The 22,852-nt window shown below is 65.6% G+C and carries 18 protein-coding genes; 6 read left to right on the top strand and 12 right to left on the bottom strand.

Annotation, left to right across the window (positions count from 1 at the left end):
* Positions 1 to 20: 20 nt before the first annotated feature.
* The 5 genes from HK108_RS17430 to guaB all read right to left on the bottom strand — a co-directional run bounded on the left by HK108_RS17430 (position 21) and on the right by guaB (position 8,362).
* A complete protein-coding gene (locus HK108_RS17430; protein ID WP_181272455.1) occupies positions 21 to 368 on the bottom strand; it encodes a TfoX/Sxy family protein in 348 nt (115 codons plus the stop codon).
* A gap of 258 nt (positions 369 to 626) precedes the next feature.
* Positions 627 to 3,257, bottom strand: a complete 2,631-nt coding sequence (locus tag HK108_RS17425) for a GNAT family N-acetyltransferase (RefSeq protein ID WP_229664245.1) — start codon at positions 3,255 to 3,257, stop codon at positions 627 to 629.
* Positions 3,254 to 4,687 carry a lysine N(6)-hydroxylase/L-ornithine N(5)-oxygenase family protein gene (locus tag HK108_RS17420; RefSeq protein ID WP_181272454.1) on the bottom strand — a complete coding sequence of 478 codons (1,434 nt, stop codon included), beginning with the start codon at positions 4,685 to 4,687 and terminating at the stop codon, positions 3,254 to 3,256. Before HK108_RS17420 ends, HK108_RS17425 begins: the two co-directional genes overlap by 4 nt.
* Positions 4,684 to 6,336 carry a pyridoxal phosphate-dependent decarboxylase family protein gene (locus HK108_RS17415; RefSeq protein ID WP_308423791.1) on the bottom strand — a complete coding sequence of 551 codons (1,653 nt, stop codon included), beginning with the start codon at positions 6,334 to 6,336 and terminating at the stop codon, positions 4,684 to 4,686. The genes HK108_RS17420 and HK108_RS17415 overlap by 4 nt, the downstream gene beginning before the upstream one ends.
* A gap of 499 nt (positions 6,337 to 6,835) precedes the next feature.
* Positions 6,836 to 8,362 (bottom strand): IMP dehydrogenase, encoded by a 1,527-nt coding sequence (guaB, locus tag HK108_RS17410; RefSeq protein ID WP_139468395.1) that lies wholly within the window; start codon positions 8,360 to 8,362, stop codon positions 6,836 to 6,838.
* Between the two features lie 171 nt (positions 8,363 to 8,533).
* Here guaB and HK108_RS17405 point away from each other — a divergent pair, with 171 nt between their 5' ends.
* Positions 8,534 to 8,848 carry a hypothetical protein gene (locus HK108_RS17405; protein WP_181272453.1) on the top strand — a complete coding sequence of 105 codons (315 nt, stop codon included), beginning with the start codon at positions 8,534 to 8,536 and terminating at the stop codon, positions 8,846 to 8,848.
* 64 nt (positions 8,849 to 8,912) lie between these two features.
* Here the strand turns inward: HK108_RS17405 and HK108_RS17400 are convergent, their stop codons facing one another.
* Positions 8,913 to 9,575: a GntR family transcriptional regulator gene (locus tag HK108_RS17400; protein WP_025776861.1), complete on the bottom strand. Its 663-nt coding sequence runs from the start codon at positions 9,573 to 9,575 to the stop codon at positions 8,913 to 8,915.
* A 9-nt stretch (positions 9,576 to 9,584) separates the two neighbouring features.
* Positions 9,585 to 10,670, bottom strand: a complete 1,086-nt coding sequence (locus tag HK108_RS17395; protein WP_181272452.1) for a pseudouridine synthase — start codon at positions 10,668 to 10,670, stop codon at positions 9,585 to 9,587.
* A 207-nt stretch (positions 10,671 to 10,877) separates the two neighbouring features.
* Here HK108_RS17395 and HK108_RS17390 point away from each other — a divergent pair, with 207 nt between their 5' ends.
* A complete protein-coding gene (locus tag HK108_RS17390; protein WP_181272451.1) occupies positions 10,878 to 11,330 on the top strand; it encodes a hypothetical protein in 453 nt (150 codons plus the stop codon).
* 139 nt (positions 11,331 to 11,469) lie between these two features.
* Here HK108_RS17390 and HK108_RS17385 read toward each other — a convergent pair whose 3' ends face one another.
* On the bottom strand, positions 11,470 to 13,143 hold the full coding sequence (locus HK108_RS17385; RefSeq protein ID WP_181272450.1) for an acyl-CoA dehydrogenase family protein: 1,674 nt from the start codon (positions 13,141 to 13,143) through the stop codon (positions 11,470 to 11,472).
* Entirely contained in the window at positions 13,140 to 13,742 is a 603-nt protein-coding gene (locus tag HK108_RS17380; RefSeq protein ID WP_181272449.1) for a TetR family transcriptional regulator, read from the bottom strand. The genes HK108_RS17385 and HK108_RS17380 overlap by 4 nt, the downstream gene beginning before the upstream one ends.
* A 135-nt stretch (positions 13,743 to 13,877) precedes the next feature.
* Here HK108_RS17380 and HK108_RS17375 point away from each other — a divergent pair, with 135 nt between their 5' ends.
* From HK108_RS17375 to HK108_RS17365, 3 genes are all read left to right on the top strand, one after another.
* On the top strand, positions 13,878 to 15,395 hold the full coding sequence (locus HK108_RS17375) for a class I adenylate-forming enzyme family protein (protein WP_181272448.1): 1,518 nt from the start codon (positions 13,878 to 13,880) through the stop codon (positions 15,393 to 15,395).
* A gap of 90 nt (positions 15,396 to 15,485) precedes the next feature.
* On the top strand, positions 15,486 to 16,700 hold the full coding sequence (locus HK108_RS17370) for a lysophospholipid acyltransferase family protein (protein ID WP_181272447.1): 1,215 nt from the start codon (positions 15,486 to 15,488) through the stop codon (positions 16,698 to 16,700).
* A 158-nt stretch (positions 16,701 to 16,858) separates the two neighbouring features.
* The gene (locus HK108_RS17365) at positions 16,859 to 19,630 is read left to right on the top strand and encodes a PEP/pyruvate-binding domain-containing protein (RefSeq protein WP_181272446.1); all 2,772 of its coding nucleotides are present in this window, start codon (positions 16,859 to 16,861) and stop codon (positions 19,628 to 19,630) included.
* 149 nt (positions 19,631 to 19,779) lie between these two features.
* Here the strand turns inward: HK108_RS17365 and HK108_RS17360 are convergent, their stop codons facing one another.
* On the bottom strand, positions 19,780 to 21,201 hold the full coding sequence (locus HK108_RS17360) for an FtsX-like permease family protein (protein WP_181272445.1): 1,422 nt from the start codon (positions 21,199 to 21,201) through the stop codon (positions 19,780 to 19,782).
* Positions 21,198 to 21,974, bottom strand: a complete 777-nt coding sequence (locus HK108_RS17355; RefSeq protein ID WP_181272444.1) for an ABC transporter ATP-binding protein — start codon at positions 21,972 to 21,974, stop codon at positions 21,198 to 21,200. Before HK108_RS17355 ends, HK108_RS17360 begins: the two co-directional genes overlap by 4 nt.
* 264 nt (positions 21,975 to 22,238) lie before the next feature.
* On the opposite strand from HK108_RS17355, the gene HK108_RS17350 reads away from it, so the two are divergent.
* Positions 22,239 to 22,643, top strand: a complete 405-nt coding sequence (locus HK108_RS17350) for an SRPBCC family protein (protein ID WP_181272443.1) — start codon at positions 22,239 to 22,241, stop codon at positions 22,641 to 22,643.
* An 88-nt stretch (positions 22,644 to 22,731) separates the two neighbouring features.
* On the opposite strand, the gene HK108_RS17345 is transcribed toward HK108_RS17350, so the two are convergent.
* Positions 22,732 to 22,852: integrase core domain-containing protein (locus HK108_RS17345; protein WP_181272442.1), on the bottom strand; the 121-nt coding region annotated here is incomplete at its 5' end.

Below are 22,852 nucleotides of genomic sequence, written 5' to 3'. Positions count from 1 at the left end.
TAACCGCTCGCGCGGCGGACTCAGTTGTGCTGGCCTGTCACCGTCCGGTTGAAGTCCAAGGCGGTCTCGACCCAGAATGCCAGCTGTTCGTCATCACGGACAGACTCTGCGCTCACGTTGATCCACCCCGGTCCCATGTCCCGACCGGTTCCCATCTCGGCTTGGGCAGCTTCGGGTCGTTTGAGGAGCTCATCGTGACGGTCGGGATCGATGTGCGCCAGCAGATCGCCCGTCTTACCAGCACTGACGATCATCTTCTCGTTGACCATGACCGCGCGGCCTCCGAACATCGAGACCTCTCGAACCACGGGCTCTTCGACAATGAGTGCACGGATTCGTTCGATAAGTGAAGTCTGCTCGGGAGTCATACAGTGGTCTCCGGTCGGCTCTGCAGCAAAGGTCGGTTTCACTGTCAATGGTACTCGCCGAGGCGGGACTCCTTTCCGGAGTCCCGCCTCGGCGAGTGGCATGTTCTGCTGCGTCGAATCACAGACCGCTCAGCGCAGCGGCGAGCGCACGCACTGGCTCAGTCATCCTTCACTGAGCGCTCGAGTTGCCGTCGCTGTATCAAGTTATGCGACGAGCGGTCGCCGCTCAGGTGAGCGGTCGGCGTGGCCCCTTATGGCTCAGCGAGCCACCGGGTTGGGCATCGTGCCCGCGTAGAGCAGTGATTCGGCTTGGTTGCCGATGTCGACCATCTGCTTCGTGTTCTTCAGCTGCAGCCGGTTGAGGCACGAATGAGCGAAGTGGTCGGCACGCAGATCCACGTCGCCGCTGACACCGCGCGCATCATCCGGGTGCTCCGCTTCGTAGTCGTCGAGGGTCTCGGCGACGATCGCCCAGAATCTCTCGGCCGGCAGCAGTCCATCGCCGTCGAGGATGCCGGAGAGGTGCCGCAGGACCCCGTCGAACATATCGGTGAACACCGACAGGGCCTTCTCCTCCCCCGACACCACGGCGCGGATGCGCTCGACATCGGCAGGCAGCTCGCGGTGGCCGAGCACGGCGACCTCCTCACCGATGTCCTTCATGAACGCCCCGGTGACCACATGCTCGTCGAGGACGAGGATGAGGTTTTCCCCGTGCGGCATGAACACGAGATCGTGGGCCAGCAGCGCATGGACAAGCGGCTTCAGGTACGCCCGCAGGTAGCTGCGCAGCCATGCCGCGGTGCTCAGGCCTGATGCGCTGATGAGCTCGCCGGCCAGCGACACCCCCTGGTGATCCCGGTGCAGCAGGGCAGCCATCGTGATGAGCTTCTGACCTGGATCGATCTGCTCGACGGGGTTCTCCCGCCACAAGGCGGCGAGCATCTTCCGGTGCGGGTTCGTCTCCTTCGTCCGGTGGTAGACATCACCGGTGTAGCCGAGTGCGGCGCGCTCCCGCAGCACTCGGAAGCCCGCCTCGGCGAAGGTGGGGTCGGAGCCCACCAAGCCAGCAACCCAGTCGTTGATGGCTGGAGTGTCGCGCATGTACTTCGGCGACAGCCCACGCAGGAATCCCATGTTCTGCACGGCGAGCGCGACCTTGACATACGGAGCTCCGGCCCGCGAATGGTTGAAGAACGTGCGCAGGGACTGCTGCGCCTGGTGCTTATCGAGCCCTTCCCCGAGCGGCAGAAGATCGCCGCGCGCGATGTCCGCGGCGAAGGTGATCGCCAGGCGGTGGTCGGCCTGCCAGGGATGGATCGGCATGAGGTGGAAGTCCGCAGGATCCTGTCCCGCCGCCCGGATCCGGGACCCGAAGAGATCCCGTTCGGCTTCGCTGAGAGCCTCACCGAGGTGGCTCTCCTCGTCGAGTCCGACTCCCAAAGACAGATGGCTGAGTTCACGCCTCACTGCCACCCATTCGATGCGGTTGAGCTGTCCGTTCTCCGGCGCCCACTTGCGGAAGTCACTGAGACCGAAGCCGATGCGACCATTGTTCGCGAGGAACCCCGGATGGCCTTCGGTCATGGCCGCCTCGGTGGTCTGGAAATCCGCTTCGACGAGTGCACGTGCATCGGGTCTGCGCCCGGCTCGGGCGTCCTCGAGTTTGAACGCGGCCCCGGCCAGGGTCGAGGCGAGTTCCTCGAGGTAGGTGGAGATGAGGTCCTCCGGGATGGAGAGTTCGTCTTGGAGTTCGACGACGAGTTCCTGCGCGTCGAGCGGCACCTCGGTACCGTCGCGCCACCGGGTGATGCTCGCTTCGTCGATCACCCAGTGCTCGAGCGGCAGCACACGCGCGGTGAACGTGTATCGGCTGGCGCCGTCGATGCTCAGTTCCCAGGTCTGGCCCTCGCCATTCGCCGAGGCGGCTCCCCCGACCGGATGTGCACTGCCGTTCGCGGCCGCTCCTTCACCCTCGCCGAGGCTCACCGGTGCGATGAGTCGTTCGTGGGCGAATTCGGACAGGGCTTTGGCGACGAGGTGGCGCTGCACGACGGCGAACGCATCCCCGTTGAGGTGGGCGTACGGTGCCGGCGGGGTTGCGAATGTCCGGCCCGTGCGTGATTTGGTGGACCTCCGGTCACTGTCCGACTCGCCGGTCTCTGCCACGCGCGACTCCCGAGCACCGGCCGTGACGAACGGAGCCAGCGCGCTGGCCTCGAAATCCGCGCGAGTGCACACACTGACGAGCGCCGGTTTCTCGATCTCGCCCATCATGATGGTCGCTTCGGTGATGGGGGTGAAACCGGCAGCTCGGTTCTTCTCGATGATCGCGTCGTTCCTGGCATCGGGTTCGACGATGACGCGCTCGGCACCGCGTCCTCCCTGGTCAACAGGCTTCAGGCAGAAGTCGATGACCTCCGCCATGATGCGGTCGGTGAGGCCATGCACGGCCGGTCCTGCCGGCGGTGCGACGAGCAGGTGCATCCCGATGTCCGCGGGCCCGGTCGCCACGATGTTCTGCGGGATGAGGGTGTCCGGAGTGTAGGTTTCGACGTAGAAGCAGTCGGTGCCGTCGACGGAGCCAACCCAACCGGCGTCGTCCGCGGAGTCGCGAATGCCATTCAAGTAGGTCCGGACCTCGTTCTCGTCGAGGTCGGTCATCATCCAGTAGTGAGCGCGCGGGTGGGTCAGCCACCCGTGGATCCGGGCGGTGTCCCGGTCGACGTCGAGCGGACGGATGGTCACTGTCGCCGAGGCGGCCGTGAGCTTCATGTCCGAACTGCGGTCCGTGCGCGTACAGGTGGCGTTCGCACCAACAGCAGAATCGGTCGGATCGGTTTCGTCCGCCTCGGTGGTGGTCAGGCTGGTGATGAGTTCGGTGGTCATGCGTGTGACATCTCCTTGGAGTCGTCGAGTGCGAAGGCGGCATCGGGCACGGCATCGGATTCGTCGGCCGGCACCCCGAAGGTCTGGAAGGCGATGGTCCGTTCGATCGGATAGGGTTCCCGGCCGGTCACTGCGGCCAGCACCACCGAGGCCCGCCACGGGCCGAAGCCGAGGTCGGGGGCGGTCACGCCGTGGGTGTGCTCTTCGCCGTTGAGGACGTGGATGGTTCCTTCGTCGTTGATCGTGTAGTGGCGGCTGACGTCGAGGCGGCCTCGGGAGTCCAGACGGATGTCGTCGCCGAGAGGGCTGAGGAAGTCCGGAACCTGCGATTTGTATCCGGTGGCGGCGACCACGGATCCGGACCGCCGAGTGAACGTCTTGTCCAGTGCCGTGTTGCGGAAGCCGAGCAGGTATTCGCCGCTGATCGGATCAATCTCGGCGGTCTCGAGTTCGGCTTCGGAGACGAGGTTCGTCAGCAGCTGCCGCCCGCCGCGGCTGAGTCGGTAGAGAGTGTCGTGGATGTCGTCGACGAGGTCGGCGGAGATGCCCTTGTACAGCGTGCGCTGTTCCCGGCCGACACGTTCGCGCAGTTCATCGGGCAGGGCCCGGAAGTGGTCGGTGTACTCCGGGGAGGTCATCTCTAGGGTGAGCTTCGTATACTCCATCGGGAAGAACCGCGGCGAGCGGGTCACCCAGTCCAGGCGCACTCCGCGGTCTTCTGCGTCGTCGACGAGGTCACGGTAGATCTCAGCGGCGGACTGGCCGCTGCCGATGATCGTGATCGCCCCCGAGTCGAGCAGCGCATCCCGGTTCTCGAGATAGTCGGCGGTGTGGATGAGCGGGCCGGCAGCGGGCAAGCCGGCGGCACCGTCCGGGCCGGCAGCGGGCGAGTCGCCGGCTCCTCCCCCGAGCCCCTGCAGCACAGGTGGCAGCACCGGCTGCGTTCCCACCCCGAGGATGAGATGCCGAGCGCGGTAGGTCTCGGTCGTCAGGATCGAGCCGGAGTCATCGACCACCTCGGCGAGGGCGGTGTACACACCGTCGTCCCTGGTCACGGACACGACGCGACGATTCCATCGCAGCGTATCCAGTTGGGCGGCGACCCACCGGCAATATTCGTCGAATTCGGCGCGCAGGGGGTAGAACGATTCGCGGATGTAGAACGGGTAGAGCCGCTTGCGCTCCTTGAGGAAGTTGAGGAATGAGTACGGCGAGGTGGGGTCGGCCATGGTGACGAGGTCGGCCAGGAACGGCACTTGGATGGTAGAGCCTTCGATCATCATGCCCGGGTGCCAGCGGAATTCGGGGCGCTGGTCGAGGAAGATCGCGTCGACGTCGTCGAGCGGTTCCGACAGTGCGGCCAGGCCGAGTCCGAAGGGTCCGATGCCGACGCCGAGGATGTCGTGAATGTGTGTGGAATCTGCGCTCATGCTGCGCCTCCTTCTGTCGCTGCGTCCTCGAGGTCCCGGCCGGCGAGGATGCCGTGCCCGGTGGCACGGACGAGGTCGAGCACGGCGGTGACGTCGTCGATGCGGGTGTCGGGATTGAGCAGGGTGAGTTTGAGCCACGGCGTGCCGTCGATGACGGTGCGGGCGATGGCTGCGCGGCCGGAGCGGAAGAGGACTCGACGGATGAGCGGGACGAGTTCGTCGCAGGTGTCCTGGTCCGCGGTCGCCGGGGTGAATCGGAAGAGCACCGTGGACAGGTCCGAGGCGCCGAGCACTTCGAAGTCCGCCTGGTCCTCGAGCAGCGCCCGGACGTCGGTCGCGAGGTCGCAGACGGTGTCGAGCATCGATCCGATCTCCCCTGCTCCGCGGGCGCGCAGCGTTGTCCAGAGCTTGAGCGCGTCGAAGCGGCGGGTGGTCTGCAGGGACTTGTCGACTTGGTTCGGTTCGGCGTCGGCTTCTTGCGCTTCGGCTTCGGGGTTGAGGTAGTCGTGGTGGTGGATCGTCGGCGCGAACAAGCTCGCGTCCCTGATGAGCAGGGCCGATGAGGACACGGGCTGGAAGAACGTCTTATGGAAGTCGATGGTCACCGAGGTGGCCCTGGAGATCCCGTCGAGCAGGTGGGCGCGTTGTGGGGCCCAGAGCAGTCCGCCGCCGTATGCGGCGTCGACGTGCAGCCACACGTTCGCTGATTCGCAGACCTCGGCGATGGTCTCGAGCGGGTCGATGACACCGAGGTCGGTGGTTCCTGCGGTGGCGACGACGGCCATGGGGATCTGGTCGTTCGCCTCGATCGCGAGCAGGCTGGCGTTGAGCGCTTCGGCATCCATGCGACCGGACCGGTCGGTCGGGACGGTCACGACCGCCTCGGCGTCGAGACCGAGGAGGAACGCAGCGCGGGACACTGAGAAGTGGGCCTGGTCGGTGGCAAGGATCCGCAGCCGGGACAGCAGGTCGCGGCGGTTGGGCGCGCCCAGGTCAGGGCCGCCTCGGCGGGATTCGGCGTCATTGGCCTCAACGTGTCCCGCTGCCTCGGCGAGGACGTTTTCGCGGGCGAGGAACAGTGCCTGGAGGTTCGACTGGGTGCCTCCGGAGGTGAAGATTCCGTCGCCGCCGGCGAAGCCGAGGTGGCCGCAGGTCCAGTCGATGAGGCGGCGCTCCATGAGGGTGGCAACCTCGGATTGGTCGTAGGTGTCGACCGAGGTGTTGATGGCGGCGAGCATCGCTTCGGCGGCGACGGCGGGCACGGCGACCGGGCAGTTGAGGTGGGCGACGTAGCTGGGGTGGTGGAACCACACGGCATTGTCGGCGTAGAGAGCGTCGACCTCGCGCAGGGCTTCGGCGTTGCCGACGCCTGCGGTGTCGAGATCCACGGCGTCGACGGCGGCCTGGAGTCCGGAGCGTTCCTTCGCCGAGGCGGCCCGCTCAGTTGTGCGGAACCGATCGCCGAGGATGTCGACGACGTCGTGCATGAGCGATGTGTACTCGTCTGCGCTGTGGGCGCCGAGGAGGGCATCGGTGTGGGCGCCACGATCGCTGAAGGTGCCGGCGGCGTCCGGGTGGGGAATTTCGGGAGTCTGAAGGGGTGCTGAAGTGGGTGTCGCTTCGGTGTCGTAGAGCAGAGAAGTCGTCACTGTGAGGTTTCCTCCTTCGATGATGCGCACCGCGAAGCGCGGCTCGCATTAGGGAAACCTACCCTAAGTTCTTTTGTTCCCGAAGAGCCTCCGGGCGGATTCGATGACTACGGAAGTAGACCCCTCACCAAGGACGATGCCCCGCTTCCCAGCGTTCACACGGCAAGGCGGCCGTTCGCACTACGGGTGCATCGGCCGGAAAATGGGCGAGTGGCATTCGTCACATCGGGGTGTGTCATCCAGCATCGTGAGACCAAGGGCGCCCGGGTGACCGCGATTTGTTGGGTCGATCCACGGTGGTTTCAGACCGCAGAACACCGTGGATCGATCCAACAATTTGCTCAGGCACTGCAGAGTCACAGATTTCCGTTGAACAGCCAGGAATTCGCCCCGTGCCCTCAGCCGACCGCACACGCAAGAAGCCGCAGCCTCCGCTCAAACGCGGAAGCTGCGGCTTCTCACTGACCAGAGGCATCTCCGTCAGATGTGCCTGCCTACGTCACTTCACGACGTAGTTCGGGGCCTCGACGGTCATCTGGATATCGTGCGGATGGCTTTCCTTCAGCCCTGCCGTGGTCAGGCGGACGAACTTTCCCTTGGCCTTGAGCTCGCCGACGGTGCGCGCGCCGACGTAGAACATCGTCTGGCGCAGACCTCCGGTGAGCTGGTGGGCGACCTGCTTGAGGTGACCGCGGTAGGCGACTCGGCCTTCGATGCCCTCGGGGATGAGGTCGGTGTCGGTGGCGATATCGGCCTGGAAGTAGCGGTCCTTCGAATACGACTTGCCCTTGCGCGGGGCCATCGCGCCCAGCGAACCCATGCCGCGGTAGGCCTTGTACTGCTTGCCGTTGACGAAGATGAGGTCGCCTGGCGACTCGTTGCATCCGGCCAGCAGAGAGCCGAGCATGACGGTATCGGCACCGGCGACCAGGGCCTTGCCGATGTCACCGGAGTACTGGAGGCCGCCGTCGGCGATGACCGGCACCCCGGCGGCCTGAGCGGCCTGAGCCGCGAGGTGGACGGCGGTGACCTGCGGGACGCCGACACCGGCGACGACGCGGGTGGTGCAGATCGATCCGGGTCCTACGCCGACCTTGACGGCGTCGACTCCTGCCTCGACGAGCGCCTGCGCGCCTTCCTTCGTAGCGACGTTTCCGCCGATGATCTGCACGGCGGAGAACGCCGGGTCGGACTTGATCTTCTTGATCATGTCGGTGACTCCGCGGGCGTGGCCGTTGGCGGTGTCGACGACGAGGACGTCGGCTCCTGCCTCGGCGAGCAGTCCTGCACGCTCGTAGGCATCTCCGTAGAACCCGACGGCGGCACCGACGCGCAGGCGGCCTTCGTCGTCCTTGGTCGCGAGCGGGTATTCCTCGGTCTTGACGAAGTCCTTGACGGTGATGAGGCCCTGGATGACGTTGTTGTCATCGACGAGGGGAAGCTTCTCGACCTTGTGTTCGGCGAGCAGCTCGAAGGCCTTCTCGGCAGCCACGCCGACGGGCGCGGTGACCAGCGGCATCTTCGTCATCGTCTCGGCGACGGTGCGTGTGGGGAATTCGCTGCGGGTGACGAAGCGCAGGTCGCGGTTGGTCACGATGCCGACGAGCACATTGTTCTCGTCGACGACGGGCAGTCCGGAGATGCGGTACTTTCCGCAGATCTCGTCGAGTTCTTCCAGCGTCTTGTCCGGGGTGATCGTCAGCGGGTCGTTGATCATGCCCGATTCGGAGCGCTTGACGTAGTCGACCTGGTTCGCCTGATCCTCGGCGGAGAGGTTGCGGTGGATGATGCCCAGGCCGCCGATGCGGGCCATGGCGATCGCCATCCGAGATTCGGTCACGGTGTCCATCGCCGCGGAGACGAGCGGGATGTTGAGCTCGATCTCCTTGGTCAGCCGGGAGGCGGTGGAGGCTTCGGAAGGGATGACATCGGTGTCGCCTGGCAGGAGGAGGACATCGTCATACGTGAGTCCCGTCAGCGAGAACGGATCGTTTGCGGCCTGTGATTCCTGCTCAGGGTTTCCCATGAAGACAGCCTTTCGACGCGAAGATACGGTGGCTCAATGCTATCGGAGCGAGAGAGTCGACCGCTATGGGTTCAAGCACCGGGCACTGTGAGACTGGCTACACAGGCACTGGCGCTGAAATCAGCACGTCGATGCGCCTCGCGCTGGAATCCGGTCCAGTAGCCTGGCTCCATGATCAAGACGCCGGAGATCCGCATGTTTCCCAGCCACGGACGCCGCTGGCCGCTCTGGGGCGACGTGGAGCATGACGAACTGTGCCTCAAACCCTCTGACCTCGATCTCTCCGATGAGCTCACTCTGAATCTCCGAGCACTCCATGACTTCTGGGAACGCCATGACACCAGCTTCTGGACCACTCCGACAGCAACAGGGTGGGACACGAACGAGAATATGCGAGTGTGGGAGTTAGCCGAGGCCGAAGCGAGGCGCCAACTGGTCGATGAGGTCGCTCAGTACGGCATCGCTGTCGAGCACAGAGATGACTGACTCCGCCCCGCTTTCCGTGCCCTACAGGCACAGATCGTCGCTGCGCCCCATCCTCACCGAAGCGCTAGCGCCCCTCCCCCACAGACCGTGCGAGGTCGAGGGTCGAGGCTTCGGAATCGTCGAGGTGGATGCGCAGCAGTCCTTCGGCGCCCTGCCGGTCCCCGGATTTCATCTTCTCGAGGATGTCCCGGTGCGGGTTCGCCCAGTGCGAGTGGTACTTGCCGGGTTCGGGCGAGCGCGAGAACGTCGTCGACAGTCGGGCCATGAGATTGAGGTAGAACTCGTCGAGAAGCGGTGAACCCAGCAGGCCGACGATCGCACGGTGGAACGATGCCGAGTGCTCCTGCGCATCGGCCCAGGTTTCGTTCTTCGGTGCGGTTTCGGCCCGGACCACGGAGGCTTCGACGGCGGCCATCGCCTCGTCGGTGGCGTCCTGGGATTCCTGGACGGCGCGGATCTCGAAAACCCGGCGCGCGCGGTAGAGGTCCTTGAGTTCGTCGATGCCGAAGGTGGAGACGAAGAAGCCCCGGTTGGGTTCCTGAGTGAGCAGCCCGGCGTGGCGCAGCAAGCTCAGCGATTCGCGGGCGGTGTTGCGCGAAACGTTGAATTCCTTGGCCAGGGCACCATCGCGGACCGGGCTTCCTGCCGGGTATTCACCGTCGGTGATGCGGGTGCGGACAAGGGCGACGATGGCCTCTGATGTGCATCCGGGGGCATGTGGACTCATAACACCAGGCTACCGGGTTTCGCCTGGATCGGAGCTGACTGCGGCGGGTTCGAGTTCGAGTCCGCTCTCGAATCGTCGGCTCAGCCCGTTCAGCGGATCATCGAAGGCGATCTCCGCGGCCAACAGCTGCAGCGGTGATGAGAAGTCGTAGGGGTCCGGGGCGAGGTCGACCGGGTAGACCGGATCACCGAGGATGGGCAGCCCGAGCGCGTTCATGTGCACCCGCAGCTGGTGCGTCTTGCCCGTGACCGGACTCAGCTCGTATTCGGCAATCGCATCAATTCGCCGAGGTGGTGCTCCGTTTCCGTCCCCCGCCCGTTCGGACGGGGCACCGTCAGCTCCACCTCGCCGAGGTGGCGGCAAGGTATCCGTGTCACCTCGCGATGGCTCGCCGTCCGGTGGGGTGATGGTCCGAAGCAGTCGGATCCGACTGACCGCATTCGGCTCCCCTGCGACTTCGTGCACCTGGCGTCCGCCGACGGGTTTGACCAGGCGCGATTCGCGGACGAGCGGGAATCCGAGCTCTGGCGGCGGGGCCGGCGCCAGGGCACGGTAGGTTTTGCTGACTCGTCGGTCTTGGAACAGGCGCTGGTAACGGCCGCGCGTCTCGGGCCGTTTCGAAAGGACCAACAGTCCGGCGGTGATCCGGTCGAGGCGGTGGATGGCGACGAGATCGGGCTGGCCGAGGTCGACGCGCAGACGAGTGACGACGCATTCGCGGACGAATCGTCCGTTCGGGGTACTGGCGAGGAAATGGGGTTTGTCGACGACGAGGAGGTCATCGTCCTCGAAGACGATCCCGACCTCAAACGGGATTCGCTCTTCGGGCGGGACCGGACGGTGGAAGAAGTAGAACCCGCCGGGAATGACCGGATCGTCCCAGGCCACCGGGAGCCCCGCCTCGTCGCGCATGTCCCCATCTGTCAGCAGCGCCCGTCGGGAATCGGGGGCCGCTTCGGGGAATTCGGATTCGAGCCACTGACCGATCGAGTCGGGAACGGGCAGGTGATTCTTCGCGTGGGTGGCCTTGCCGCCGGGGGCGCGCAGCGCGGTCGCCGAGATTCCTTCTCGGGGCGAGAGCGGACTGCGGGGCATGGGGTCAAGTCTATGCGGTGCCATCTCCGTCCCAGTCTTTGCGGCGTCGTCTCCGTCCCAGTCTTTGCGATGCCCCGTCGTCGCGGTCGCGGAAGCATTGGCGTGGAACCGCACGAAGTCTGCCGCATACCGCAGATCGGCCGCGGTTTCCGCAAAACTCCGAGACGCCTTCGAACTCCCGACGACTGAGCACATATGGTGGGACACATGGACCGCATCGAACTCACGCAGGATGTCCTCTGCGAGAAGGTCGTCACTCCGATCGTTCTCGCGATGTTCGCCGATCACGAGTGGGACAGCATCGCGATGCTCCGCGATACCGAAGACGAGCGTCGGCTCTTCGCGCGGATCGTCGTCGCCGGGGAGGCCATTGAAGTCCTCCTCGATTACCCAGGCAACGATGAGAGCCTCTACGACATGCAGGAGCGCCTGGTCGCGGAGTTCCGGTCGTTCATCGAAACTTCTGAGTTCGGTGCGCGACGCGCCCCGGAATGGGAGGCCGATTCATTCGCCCTCGAGCACAAACCTGCTGTCGTCTCTCGCACTCCGCGACCGGATTTCGAGGGACCGCCGGACTGCGTTCAGCGTCGACGGCGCAACCGCGGCCGAGTCATGCGCGTCGACCGCCGCCGCTGCGTCTCCGCTCACCGACGCGACTGAATTCCGCCGCGTCTTCGCACTTCGTCGCGGCTGAGAACACAGGTCACCCGAGGGTTGCAGCACAGTTTGAGTTGAATAGCCCATGTTTGAAACTGGGCTATTCAACTCAAACTGTGCTTTCAGCGCCCGGGCCGCCCGCTCACGCTCGGGCGACGAGGAAGTCGATTTCGACTCCGTCGGGCAGGGCACCGTATTCGCGGCCCCGATCGGCACCGAGGCGGGCCGCCGCAAAACTGGCCGCCACTTCAGCTGGGGCGGATTCGAAGAGGATCGACGCCTGCATGAGCAGCGCCATCTTCTCCACAAGGACACGGCCTCGCGCCTGCAGCGCCGCTTGCGCTGCCGCATCCCCGGAATCCAGATCCTGCACCGCTGACTGCAGCGACCGGGCCAACGACTCGTACGCCGCATCGAAGTCCGCGTGTCTGCCCAGCCCGGTCTCGAGGAAGCCGAGGAACGTCTTCGCGCTGCGCGGTTCGCGGGCCAAGGCACGCAGCACGTCGAGGACGATGACGTTTCCGGAGCCTTCCCACACGGCCATCACCGGCTGCTCTCGGTAGCGGCGAGCCAGAGGGAAGGACTCCGTGTAGCCGTTGCCACCGAGGCATTCGAGCGATTCATAAGCATGTTCGGGACCGCGTTTGCAGATCCAGTATTTCGCTACGGCGGTGGCCAGACGTCGGAAGTCGGCCGCCTCGTCGCTATCGTCGTCATAGGACGCGGCCAGGTGCAGCGCCGTATAGGTGGCTGCCTCAGCTTCAAGCTGGAGGTCGGCAATGACGGCGCGCATGAGCGGCTGGTCGATGAGCGCAGCCCCGAAGGCCGCACGCCCGCGAGCGTGCCAGGCCGCTTCGGCCACGCATTGGCGCATCCCAGCGGTCGAACCGAGGACGCAGTCGAGGCGGGTCTGGGCGACCATCTCGATGATCGTGCGGACACCCTTGCCCGCCTGCCCGAGAAGCCATCCGTGTGTGGCGTCGAACTCGACCTCCGAGGAGGCATTGGACTTGTTCCCGAGCTTGTCCTTGAGCCGCTGGATCCGGAACGTATTCCGTTCTCCGCCAGGCAGAACACGGGGTACGACGAAGCAGCTCGGGCCCTCATCGAGTTGGGCGATGACGAGGAACGCGTCGGACTGCGGAGCCGAACAGAACCATTTGTGGCCGGTGATGAGGTAGTGGTCGCCGAACGCAACGCCGTAGGTGGTGTTCGCGCGGATGTCCGATCCGCCCTGCTTCTCCGTCATCGCCATGCCGAAAGTCACTGCGGACTTCGACGCCGGGTCCATCCGCCGCGGATCATAGCCGGCGGCCGTGGCGCGTGGCACCCAGAAATCGGCGAGCGCGGGATCGGCACGCAGGGACGGCACGACCGCGTGCGTCATCGACACCGGGCACGCATGTCCGGGCTCGACTTGGGAGAAGAGCATGAACCGTACGGCACGTTCGACATTGGCCCCCGGCCCGGGATGAGTCCAGGCGTAGGAGTGAGCTTCCGCCTCCAGCGCATCTCCGATAATACGGTGATAGGCCGGATGGAAGTCGACCTCGTCGATGCGGTTGCCCCAGCCGTCGTGGGTCCGCAGCTCCGGTCCGTGGACGTTGACCAGGCGGGCGTCGCTGATCAAGTCCGCACTGCCGACGAGCGCTCCGATGCGTTCGACCTCGTCAAGCGAGGCATCCGGCGCATAGTGGGCGAGCGCGTCCTTCAGGGCCGTATTCAGCGTGAACTCGTTGATATCTCGCCGAGGTGGTGCCTGGTTGAACACGGTATGCGTCGTCCGCGGGGCGGTCGGTTCTGCGGTCGTGGTCATGGTTCTCCTAATGCCGATCGGGTGAAGGTGATCAGTGCCTTGACGAGAGTTTCGATCTCCGCAGGACTCGGGTTCGCGGTAGTCGGGTCGAGGATGTCGACGAGGTTCTCTCCCACGCATCCGACGATCGAACGGGCGGCCACCTCGGCGGGGATCTGCGTGCCGCCCACGCGGTCCAGGGCGGTTCCGATGACGGCGACGTATCCTCGGCGCAGCCGCAGCCGTTCGCTCTGCACGGGTTCGGGGACCTCTTCAAGCAGCAGCGCGTGGGCGAGCCTGCGCCCCGCGACGGCTCGGCGAACGAAGACCTCGACAGTCGATTCCGCGATCTCCGAGGCCGTGGATGCTTCGGCGACTGTGCCGGCGATGACATCCAGCTCGTGACCGGCTGCTTGGGCGAAGACGAGACGCAACAGCTCATCCCGGTTGCTGAAATACGTGTAGATCGACCCGGCGCTGCAGTCGGCCTCGACGGCAACGGCGGCCACATTCGCCGAGGCGAATCCACCGCGGGCGATGACGTGTCGGGCAGCACGTTCGATGCCTGCGCGGCGCGCCTCGGCGTTGGCCCGAGTGCGCTGGGTTGCGCGATATGCCATCCTCACCCCATCGGTCGCAGCGGCACCACGGTGTCGACGTCATCAACCTCGGCGCCAGCCCGAACTGTCGCTTCCCCAAAGAAATGAATCGTGGTTCAATTGTTCTCAGTATGGCACTCGTCACAAGGAGAAGCAATGAAGCTTGGAACCATGCTCGACACCACCGTCCTGCGGAACCCGGACAAAGAGGCCATGGTCTACGAGGATCAGCGCTTCACCTATGCCGAGCTGCGGCACCGGGCGCTCAAGGCAGCGCAGGTGCTCGCCGACAACGGAATCCGGCCCGGCGACGCCGTTGGCATCATGACGTTGAATGTTCCAGGTTTCGTCTTCGCCGCTTTCGGTGCCTGGTACCTCGGGGCGACGGTTGTGCCGATCAATCACAAGTTCCAAGCTCCGGAAGTCAAATACACGGTCGAGCATTCGGGAGCGAAGCTCGGCATCGTCAGCACCGAACTCGCCGGAACCGCGCGGGCCGGGGCACCGGACGTCACCTGGCTGGAGACAGAACCCAACGATCCGGGCAGCTTCGATGTCCAGGTCGAGAACGCCACGGAGGCGCTGCCAGGCGACTTCACCGATGAACAGGTCGCGCAGATTCTCTACACCTCGGGCACGACGAGCTCGCCGAAAGGGTGCGTGCATTCGCATCGCAATATCGTCCAGGTCGGCACACTCATCAACCTCAATATGGGCTACCAGAGCGATGACCGGTACCTCATCTGCATGCCGATCTGGCATTCGGCGCCGCTGAACATCGCCCTCGTCCCCACCATCCAGATGGGTGGAACCGTCGTCCTCCAGCGGGCGTATCACCCGGTCGAATCGATGCAGATCATCGCCGCGGAGCAGATCACGACGTTCTTCGGACCCACCGTCGCCTATGTTGCGCCGATCATGACCGCGAAGAAGCTCGGCCTCGACTTCGGTGATTACGACTTCTCCTCCATTCGCCGGTGGAACTACGGCGGTGCCCCGATCGACCGATCGACGGCAGCCATGCTCATCGACGCCTACGGGACCAACCAGTTCTACAACCTCTTCGGCATGTCCGAGATGGGTCCGACCGGTTGTCTTCTCGGGCCCGAGGATCAGCTGCGCAAGGCAGGATCCATCGGTCGGCACGCGATGGTCGGCAACGCGATGCGGGTGGTCACGGCCGACGGGGCCGAAGCGGGTCCCGGGGAAACCGGCGAGATCTGGTTCGCCGGTGACACCCGGATGCGCGAATACCTCGGCAATCCCCAAGCCACCGAGGCGGCCTTCGAGGGCGAGTGGTACAAGACCGGTGATCTCGCCCGGCTCGACGCGGACGGGTACCTCTATATCGTCGACCGCTCGAAAGACGTCATCATCGTCGGCGGTGAGAACGTGTTCTCCCTCGAGGTCGAGGAGGCCATCATCACTCACGACCGGGTCGCCGATGTCGCGGTGGTGGCGAAGCCGGATCAGCAATGGGGCGAGCAGGTCGTCGCCTTCATCACGACTGCAGATGGTGAGGACTTCGGTGTCGAGGAACTGCGCGACCACCTGGCTGACAAGCTCGCCCGCTACAAGCTGCCACGCGAAGTCTTCGTCATCGACGAACTTCCGCGCAACCCTTCAGGCAAACTGCTCAAGCACAAACTGCGCAGCGAGGTGGCTGCCGACTGACGAAGGCCGAGAGCCGCGGTCGTCCTGGCCGACCGTCGATTGCATAGCCAGGACGTCCCATCCCACCCGGACCTGTGGTGGACTGGTGTCATGAGCGATGCCTCACTGAGCCTGCGCCACCGGATCATCAACGCGGCCATGCGCACCGTGTACTTCGGCCGCATCCGCGTGCTCGACCTCAGCTCGAGCCCGGATTCCCAGCCACCGAAGTCGGCATCATCTCCCGCCGAGGCGACCCCCGCCTCAGGTGCCGGCCGTCCCGCCGCATCCGCTGACTCTCCTTCCGCGCCCGACGGAGGTCCCGCCCGGCGACCGCGCCTCATCATCGCCAGCCACCGCAACGGCGCGATCGATGGCCACCAGGTGCTAGCAGCGTTCCCGCACGCTCAGTTCCTCGTCTCGATCCAGCTGCTGCGCCATTGGTTCCTCCGCCTCTTCATTGCCGGCATCCCCGTGGTCCGTCCCAAAGACGTCGAGCGCTACGGACTCGATCCCGCCTCCGTGGCCAGCCCCGTCGAGGCAGGACTCGCCCACCTGCGCCGAGGCGGTGACCTCGGCATCTTCCCCGAGGCCAGCAGCGATTGGGGCCACCGTCCGCAGCCGTACAAGTCCGGCGCTGCCCGGATCGCGTGTGCCCTCATCGAAGACGGCATCGACGTCGAGGTCATCCCCGTGGGCCTGTTCTATTCGACCCCGGATCGGTTCCGCTCCCGCGCCGAGGTGGTCCGCGGTCGCGCGGTCACGATTCCCGACCGCGACGGCAGGGAGGTCAAAGAATGGGAGGCGGCGGTCGCCTCGGCGATGGGTGCCGCCCTTGACGATGTGTCGGTGAACTGCCCGGACGAAACGACGTTCGCCGCTGTCGAAGCCCGTGCCCTCGACCGGGCGCGGAGGACTCCGGGCGCCTCGGCGAGCTATGCCCAGTCGTTCCTCGAGCTGCAGAATGAGGTCGGATCCGCCGTTCCCGACGGCGACCGCCCTACCGGTGCGGGCCAGGCGGACGGCGGCCCCACCTCGGCGAATGTCCCCACGACACCGCGCACCTTTCCCGTCATCAGGTGGGTCGGATTCTTGGCTCTGTGGCTCTTCGCCCCGATCCTTGTGGCCGCCGCGGTCGCCGGGTCACGCGCGGACGGTCGCAATACTGTCACATTCTTTCGCATCCTCGTGGGCTTCGCAGCGGTTATGGTCTGGGTACCGGCGCTGATCATCGCGGCGTTCTTCTGGCCCGCGGTCATCGGCGCAGGTGTCCTCAGCGGAGTGCTCGGCTGGCTGCTGCTGGGAGTCCGCCGCATCCGACCGTGAACCCCGGCAAGCCACCCATCGCACCGTCCCTTCAACCCCACCGACCCAACGACCGCATCACCCTCTCAACCGCACCGACCTCTCAAACGCACCACCCTCGACGAACCGCACCGCACCCGATGAACTGTTTCGTGAACCGCAGATCCGAAGGAGCCCCGATGAGCCTCACACTCCGCTTCACCGATCCCCTCGCCACCGAGCTGGCCCGCAGCGGCGGCAAGGGCGCAAGCCTGGCGAAGTCCGCGCAGAACCTGCCCGTGCCCGGCGGTTTCATCGTCACCGCCGACGCCTATTCCCAGTTCATCGCACCGCTGCAGTCGCGGATCTCCGAGCTCATCGGCACCGACTCTCCCGCCGAGGCGATCGCCGACCTCATCCGTGCCACCCCGTTCCCCGATGCGTGGCTGTCCGAATTCGACGGAGCCGTTGCCGAGGCGGGCCTGACCGGGCAGGCCGTGGCAGTGCGGTCCTCGGGCACGATGGAGGACCTGCCGGGTGCAGCGTTCGCCGGGCAGCACGACACCTACCTCGGCGTGCGTGGAACCGCCGCCATCGCCGAGGCGGTGCGCGACTGCTATGCCTCCCTGTGGAACGAGCACGCCTTCCGCTACCGCCGGCAGCTCGGCGTCGATCAGCTTGAGGCGAAGATGGCCGTGGTCGTCCAGCTCATGGTCTCAGTCAGCGCCGACGAAGCCGCTGGAGTCGCGTTCTCCGTCGACCCGGTGCGCGGCAACACCGACGAGGTGCTCATCAACGCGGCCTTCGGTCTCGGCGAAACGGTCGTCGGCGGGGAGGAACCGGTCGACGAATTCCGGGTCCGCAGGGAAACCGGCGAGCAGGTCGCAGCCGAGATCGCTGAGAAGCCCACCGCGCTCATCATGAGCGGCGGTGGGAACGGCGCGGGCGACGGGGCCGGCCACGACGTCGGAGGCGACCGCCTCTGTGAGGGAGGCGGCGCGCGGACGAGGGTCGTCGACCTCGGCGCGGAGCAGCGCACGCGTCCGGCGCTGACAACGGCGCAGGCGAAACAGGTCGCCGAGCTCGCGGTGGCCGCGGAGAACCATTTCGGGTTCGCTCAAGACATCGAATGGGCGCTGCATGACGGCGATCTCTATCTGCTGCAGTCGCGGCCGATCACGCGGGTGGCTCCGCGGTGGACCCGCGATGAGTCCGCGGAGCGCTTCCCCACCCCGGTGACACCGCTGACCTGGGATCTCGTGGAGGCCGGCTTCCATCATTCGCTCAATCACAGTTTCGATCTCATGGGGCTGCCGCCGTTCGATGACAAATGGTTCGTCATGCGCGATTTCTATATCTACGGCAATCAGACCGCGGTCGATCTCTACGCCGGTCGGCTGCCGACGAACATGCTCTCCAGCGTCGAGACGATCACCGAGTCGCTGCCCCAGATCGCTCGGCAGTTCGGGTGGGTGCAGGAGCTGCCGGTGCAGTGGATGCGTGATCTCGACACGTATCTCATCGGGATCGGTCGCCTGTCGAACGAGCCGTTGGAAGACAAGTCACTGGCACAGGTGTGGGATCACGTCATTGCGATCAGTGACCTCGGCACCGAGTATTTCCGGCCGAACATCGCGATTTCGCTGACCCAGGGCACACTCTATGCGGCTCTGCAGCACATGCTCTCGCTCGCTCTCGACGAGGATCAGGCACAGGTCGTGTTCGAACGCCTCATGGCGTCGACGGAGACGAAGACGTCACAGGTCAACGCCGAGCTGCGCGAGCTCTCGCAGCTTGTCGCCGCCGATGCTGATCTGCTCACTGCGCTCGAGGCCCACCATGGTGAGGCCGGGGTCGCGGAGCTGGAGAGGTTCCCGCAGTTCAAAGCATCCTTCGACCGGTTCCTCGAGCAGCACGGACACCGTGAACTCGACTTCGACGCCTACCATCCGACGTGGGTCGAGGCTCCGCACATCGTGCTCGACCAGATCCGCCTGCTCGCCGCACGGACCGTGGCCGAAGCAGAGGCTTCGGACGTCGGGGCCAGTCCAGCGGGTGGTGGAGATGGTTCTGCCGCTGCGGGAACCGGGTCGCCGGAGCCGGGCGCAGGGTCCGCGACCGCGCCGATGACGGACATGGAGCGCAAGATCGTGCAGGCAGAGACCGAACTCGCCGTCGTCAATGCGGCACCTGAGAAGCTGCGCTATCTCGTCCAGGAAGTCATCCGTCTGGCCCGCACCTACACGGCACTCGATGACCTCGAGCACTATCAGACAACGCGGCTGACCCTGCCGATGCGGCGCGCGCTGAAGGAGCTCGGCGGCAGGCTCGTCGATGCCGGGGTCCTCGTTGAGGCCGCGGACGTGTACTTCATCGACTTCGAGCACCTCGACACGGCGATCCGTGCCGACGCCGCGAACCGTGACCTAGACGCCACCGACGCCGACGCCGCGGACCGCGAGGTGGACACCGCCGACGCTGCCGCAACCCGCGCCTCAACGAGCCCGGTCACAGGCACCACGGGAACAGGATCCGCTCTGACGAGCCTCACAGAGATCGCCGCACAGAACAAGGCCGCCTACCAGGCCGCTGTCGATCGCACACCCGAATGGGAGTACGGCAAGGAAACAGCAGCAGTCGACGCTGACAGCGACCACATCACCGGCACCGCAGGCAGTCCGGGGACCGTCGAAGGCGAGGTCTTCGTCGTCCACTCCCCCGCTGACTTCTCATCATTCCCCGACGGAGCGATCCTCGTCGCGCGCACCACGAACCCGGCATGGACCGCCCTGTTCTACCAGGCCGGCGGGGTGATCACCGAAAGCGGCGGAGCACTTTCACATGGAGCGGTCACCGCTCGAGAACTCGGACTGCCCGCCGTCATGGCCGTGCGCGACGCAACCAGCAGATTCACCTCCGGCCAGCGCGTCCGCGTCGACGGATCCAACGGAAACGTCATCGAACTCGACTGAGGCGCAGAGCTCGATTCAGCCCGGACGACAGTTCTACACAGTCTTAGTTGAATAGCCCATGTTTGAAACCGGGCTGCTCAACTCAAACTGGGCTGCTCGCCGCGGCCTTGCCGGACGCCTCGGCGGTAGCCATCCGCAGCACCCGCACCTCACACGGCTTCGAGCGCTTCGACGGGGCTGATCGATGTGGCCGCGCGGGCAGGTTCGCGGCTGGCGACGAACACGGCGATGAGGGTGCCGACGATGACGGCGATGACGACCGTCCAGGGCACGCTCGGTGCGAAGAGGCCGAGCAGCGGCGAGAGCAGGGTCAGCGCGCCGACCCAGCCGAAGCCGATGCCCAGCGGGACGGCGACCGCGCAGGCGGTCAGACTCAGCTGCAGGCCTTCGGCCGTGATCATCCGACGCACGCGCTTCGGAGTCTGGCCGAGCGCCATGAGCAGCCCGATCTCCTGAGTGCGCTGACGCACGGAGAGCATGAGTGTGTTCGCGACGCCGATGACGGCGATGATCACGGAGAAGAGGATGAGGGCCAACGCGAACAGCATCGACTTGTCGATGACGGTGGCCAGCGCGTCTTCGAGGCCGCCCCACCCTTCCTCGCCGAGCGACCTGGCATACCGCAGCAGCTGATCACGGAAGGTGGTCATGGCGGTGGCGAACATGACGATGAGCGTGATGCCGATGACGAGTCCGATGACCGTGCGCGCGTTCCGGGTGGGATGGCGGGCGATCGTCGAGGCGGCCAACCGGGACACAGCGGTGCGCCCGCACAGCCAGCCGATCGCCGACTGCAGGGGCGGCAGGATCCACGGATGGCCGATGATGACGCCGAGGAAGGTCAGGCTCGAGCCGAATGCGGTGAGCACCACGCTGATCACGCTGATCCGATGATCGGCGGCCCCGATCACGGAATTGACGAGGAACGTCAGCCCCATGGACAGCAGAATCAGCGAGGCGGTGAGCCCGCCGAGTGAGGCGCGGGCATCCTCGGGCCGGGCCTCCACCGCCTGCGAGGTCGCCTCGATCGGTGAGATCCCCGTGATGCGGCGCGCGCCCAGGTACGCCGACAGCCAGGTCACGATGATCGTGGCGAGCGCTGGAACAGCCATGGTTGGGGTGAGGAGGGCGACCTCCTCGGTGATGGCGCTGCCCAGATAATTCTGGGCCGCTTTCGCCAGCCCGGTTGACGCCGCGAAGGCGAGCACCGCGGCGGGGACGGAGATGATCAGGCCCTCCACCGAGGCGGCCCTGCGCAGCCGTTTCGACGACGCCCCGATGAGGCGCAGCAGAGCCAGCTGGCGGCTGCGACCGGCGATGATGATCGAGAACGTGTTCGCGATGACGATCGCGGAGACGAAGAGAGCGATGAGGAAGAAGGTGACACCGATCATCGAGAGGAAGTTCTGCGCGGTCTCGGACTCGGCGATGATCTTCTCGGACGACAGCCACGCGGTCAGGATCGCGATGCCCTGCATGATTGCGGTGCCGAAGAGAGCGGCGATGAAGACGACGAGGATGCTGGGGAAGAACTGCCGCGGATTGGTTCGAATTTCGCGCAGCGGGTTCATCGACTCACCGCGGATTCGGCGCGTTCGTCGATGTCGAGCATGGTCGAGGCGATCGCTTCGGCGGTGATGGTGTCGTTCAGTTCCGTCACGGGGGTGCCGTCGGCGATGAAGATCACGCGGTCGGCGTGGGCGGCGACGATCGGGTCGTGAGTGACGAGCACGATGGATTGGCCGAAGTCGCGGACGGCCTCGACCATGATCACCATAACTTCGCGACCGGACTTCGCGTCGAGGTTGCCGGTCGGTTCGTCGGCGAAGAGGATGTCGGGGCGGGTTGCGAGCGCCCGGGCGATGGCGGTGCGCTGCTGTTGACCGCCGGAGAGCTCGTTGGGTCGGTGTTTGAGGCGGTCTTCCAGCCCCAGGCGGTGGACAACCGTGGTGATCCAGGCGCGTTCGTCGGCATTGGGCCGACGGTCGTCGAGTTCGAAGGGCAGGCGGATATTCTCTTTGACGGTGAGCGTGGGCACGAGGTTGAACGCTTGGAAGACGAATCCGATCCGGCGGCGGCGCAGGGCGGTGAGGTCGTCGTCGCGCAGCTTCGTGATCTCCTGTTCGCCGAGGTGGACTGAGCCCGAGGTGGGACGATCGAGTCCGGCGAGGACGTGCATAAGTGTTGATTTCCCCGAGCCCGAGGGCCCCATCACTGCGGTCAGTTTGGCCGGTGCGATGTCGAGGCTGACCCCGCTGAGAGCCGTGACCGCTGCCCCTTTCGGATCGAAGACCTTCGAAACGTCGCGAAGTCGGGCGATGGGCATCGTTGGGCCGGTGGTCATAGATTCCTCATGCGTCGGTGCAAGCTGTCGTTTCCAGACTAACGAGGATCGGGCTTAAGAAACATGAAAAGCGACTGGCCAGTAGGTGTGAGCGAGCTGTGTACGGTCTGCTGCGAGCGGCACGAGGGAGGGCACTCTGGGCCGGACCGCGTGCGAGGTACCGACCCGCGTGCGATGGCCGTCCCGCCTGCGATGGCCGTCCCGCCTGCTATGGTCCGCTCCCTTTCTCTGGCCGCGCGGCTTCTCATGTGGTCCACTTGGGAGATGACGAATCCAGCGCTCCACCTATCGACGTCCATCGACGCCTCACCCGCCGAGGTGGCGGCCTTCGCCGGCGATCCCGCGAACCTTCCGGCCTGGGCCGCAGGACTGAGCAATGGAATCCGCGAGGCGGGCGGCCGCTGGATCACGGATTCCCCGATGGGCGAGGTCGAAGTCCGCTTCGGCCCGCACACGGAGCTGGGCATCCTCGATCACGACGTGATCTTCCCCGACGGCACGATCGTGCACAATCCCCTGCGGGTGCTCGCCAACGGCACCGGCGCCGAGGTGGTCTTCACTCTGTTCCGTCTGCCAGGAGTCGACGACGCCCAGTTCGACCGGGACGCCGACATGGTTCGTGCCGACCTTGTCCGCCTGCGCACTCAGCTCGAGAGCGACCGCGCCTGAACACGCCCTGCCTGAGCACCCTTCGTCCAGGCCTCGCGCGCGTGCACAAAGCCGACACCAACGACACGGCCCCACGCCCGAGCACGCCCTAGATGTACTTCCCCGTGAGGTTGTGAACACGAGCTGATGGTGTGAGTCCGCCAATACCGGTATGGGGTCGATGGAAATTATAGTCATGGACCCACGCCTCGTAGGCCGCTGCACGCTCG

Origin of the sequence: Brevibacterium sediminis, from assembly GCF_013623905.1 — a bacterium.
GTDB classification, from domain to species: domain Bacteria; phylum Actinomycetota; class Actinomycetes; order Actinomycetales; family Brevibacteriaceae; genus Brevibacterium; species Brevibacterium sediminis.
This window is presented reverse-complemented; position numbering and strand designations above follow the sequence as displayed.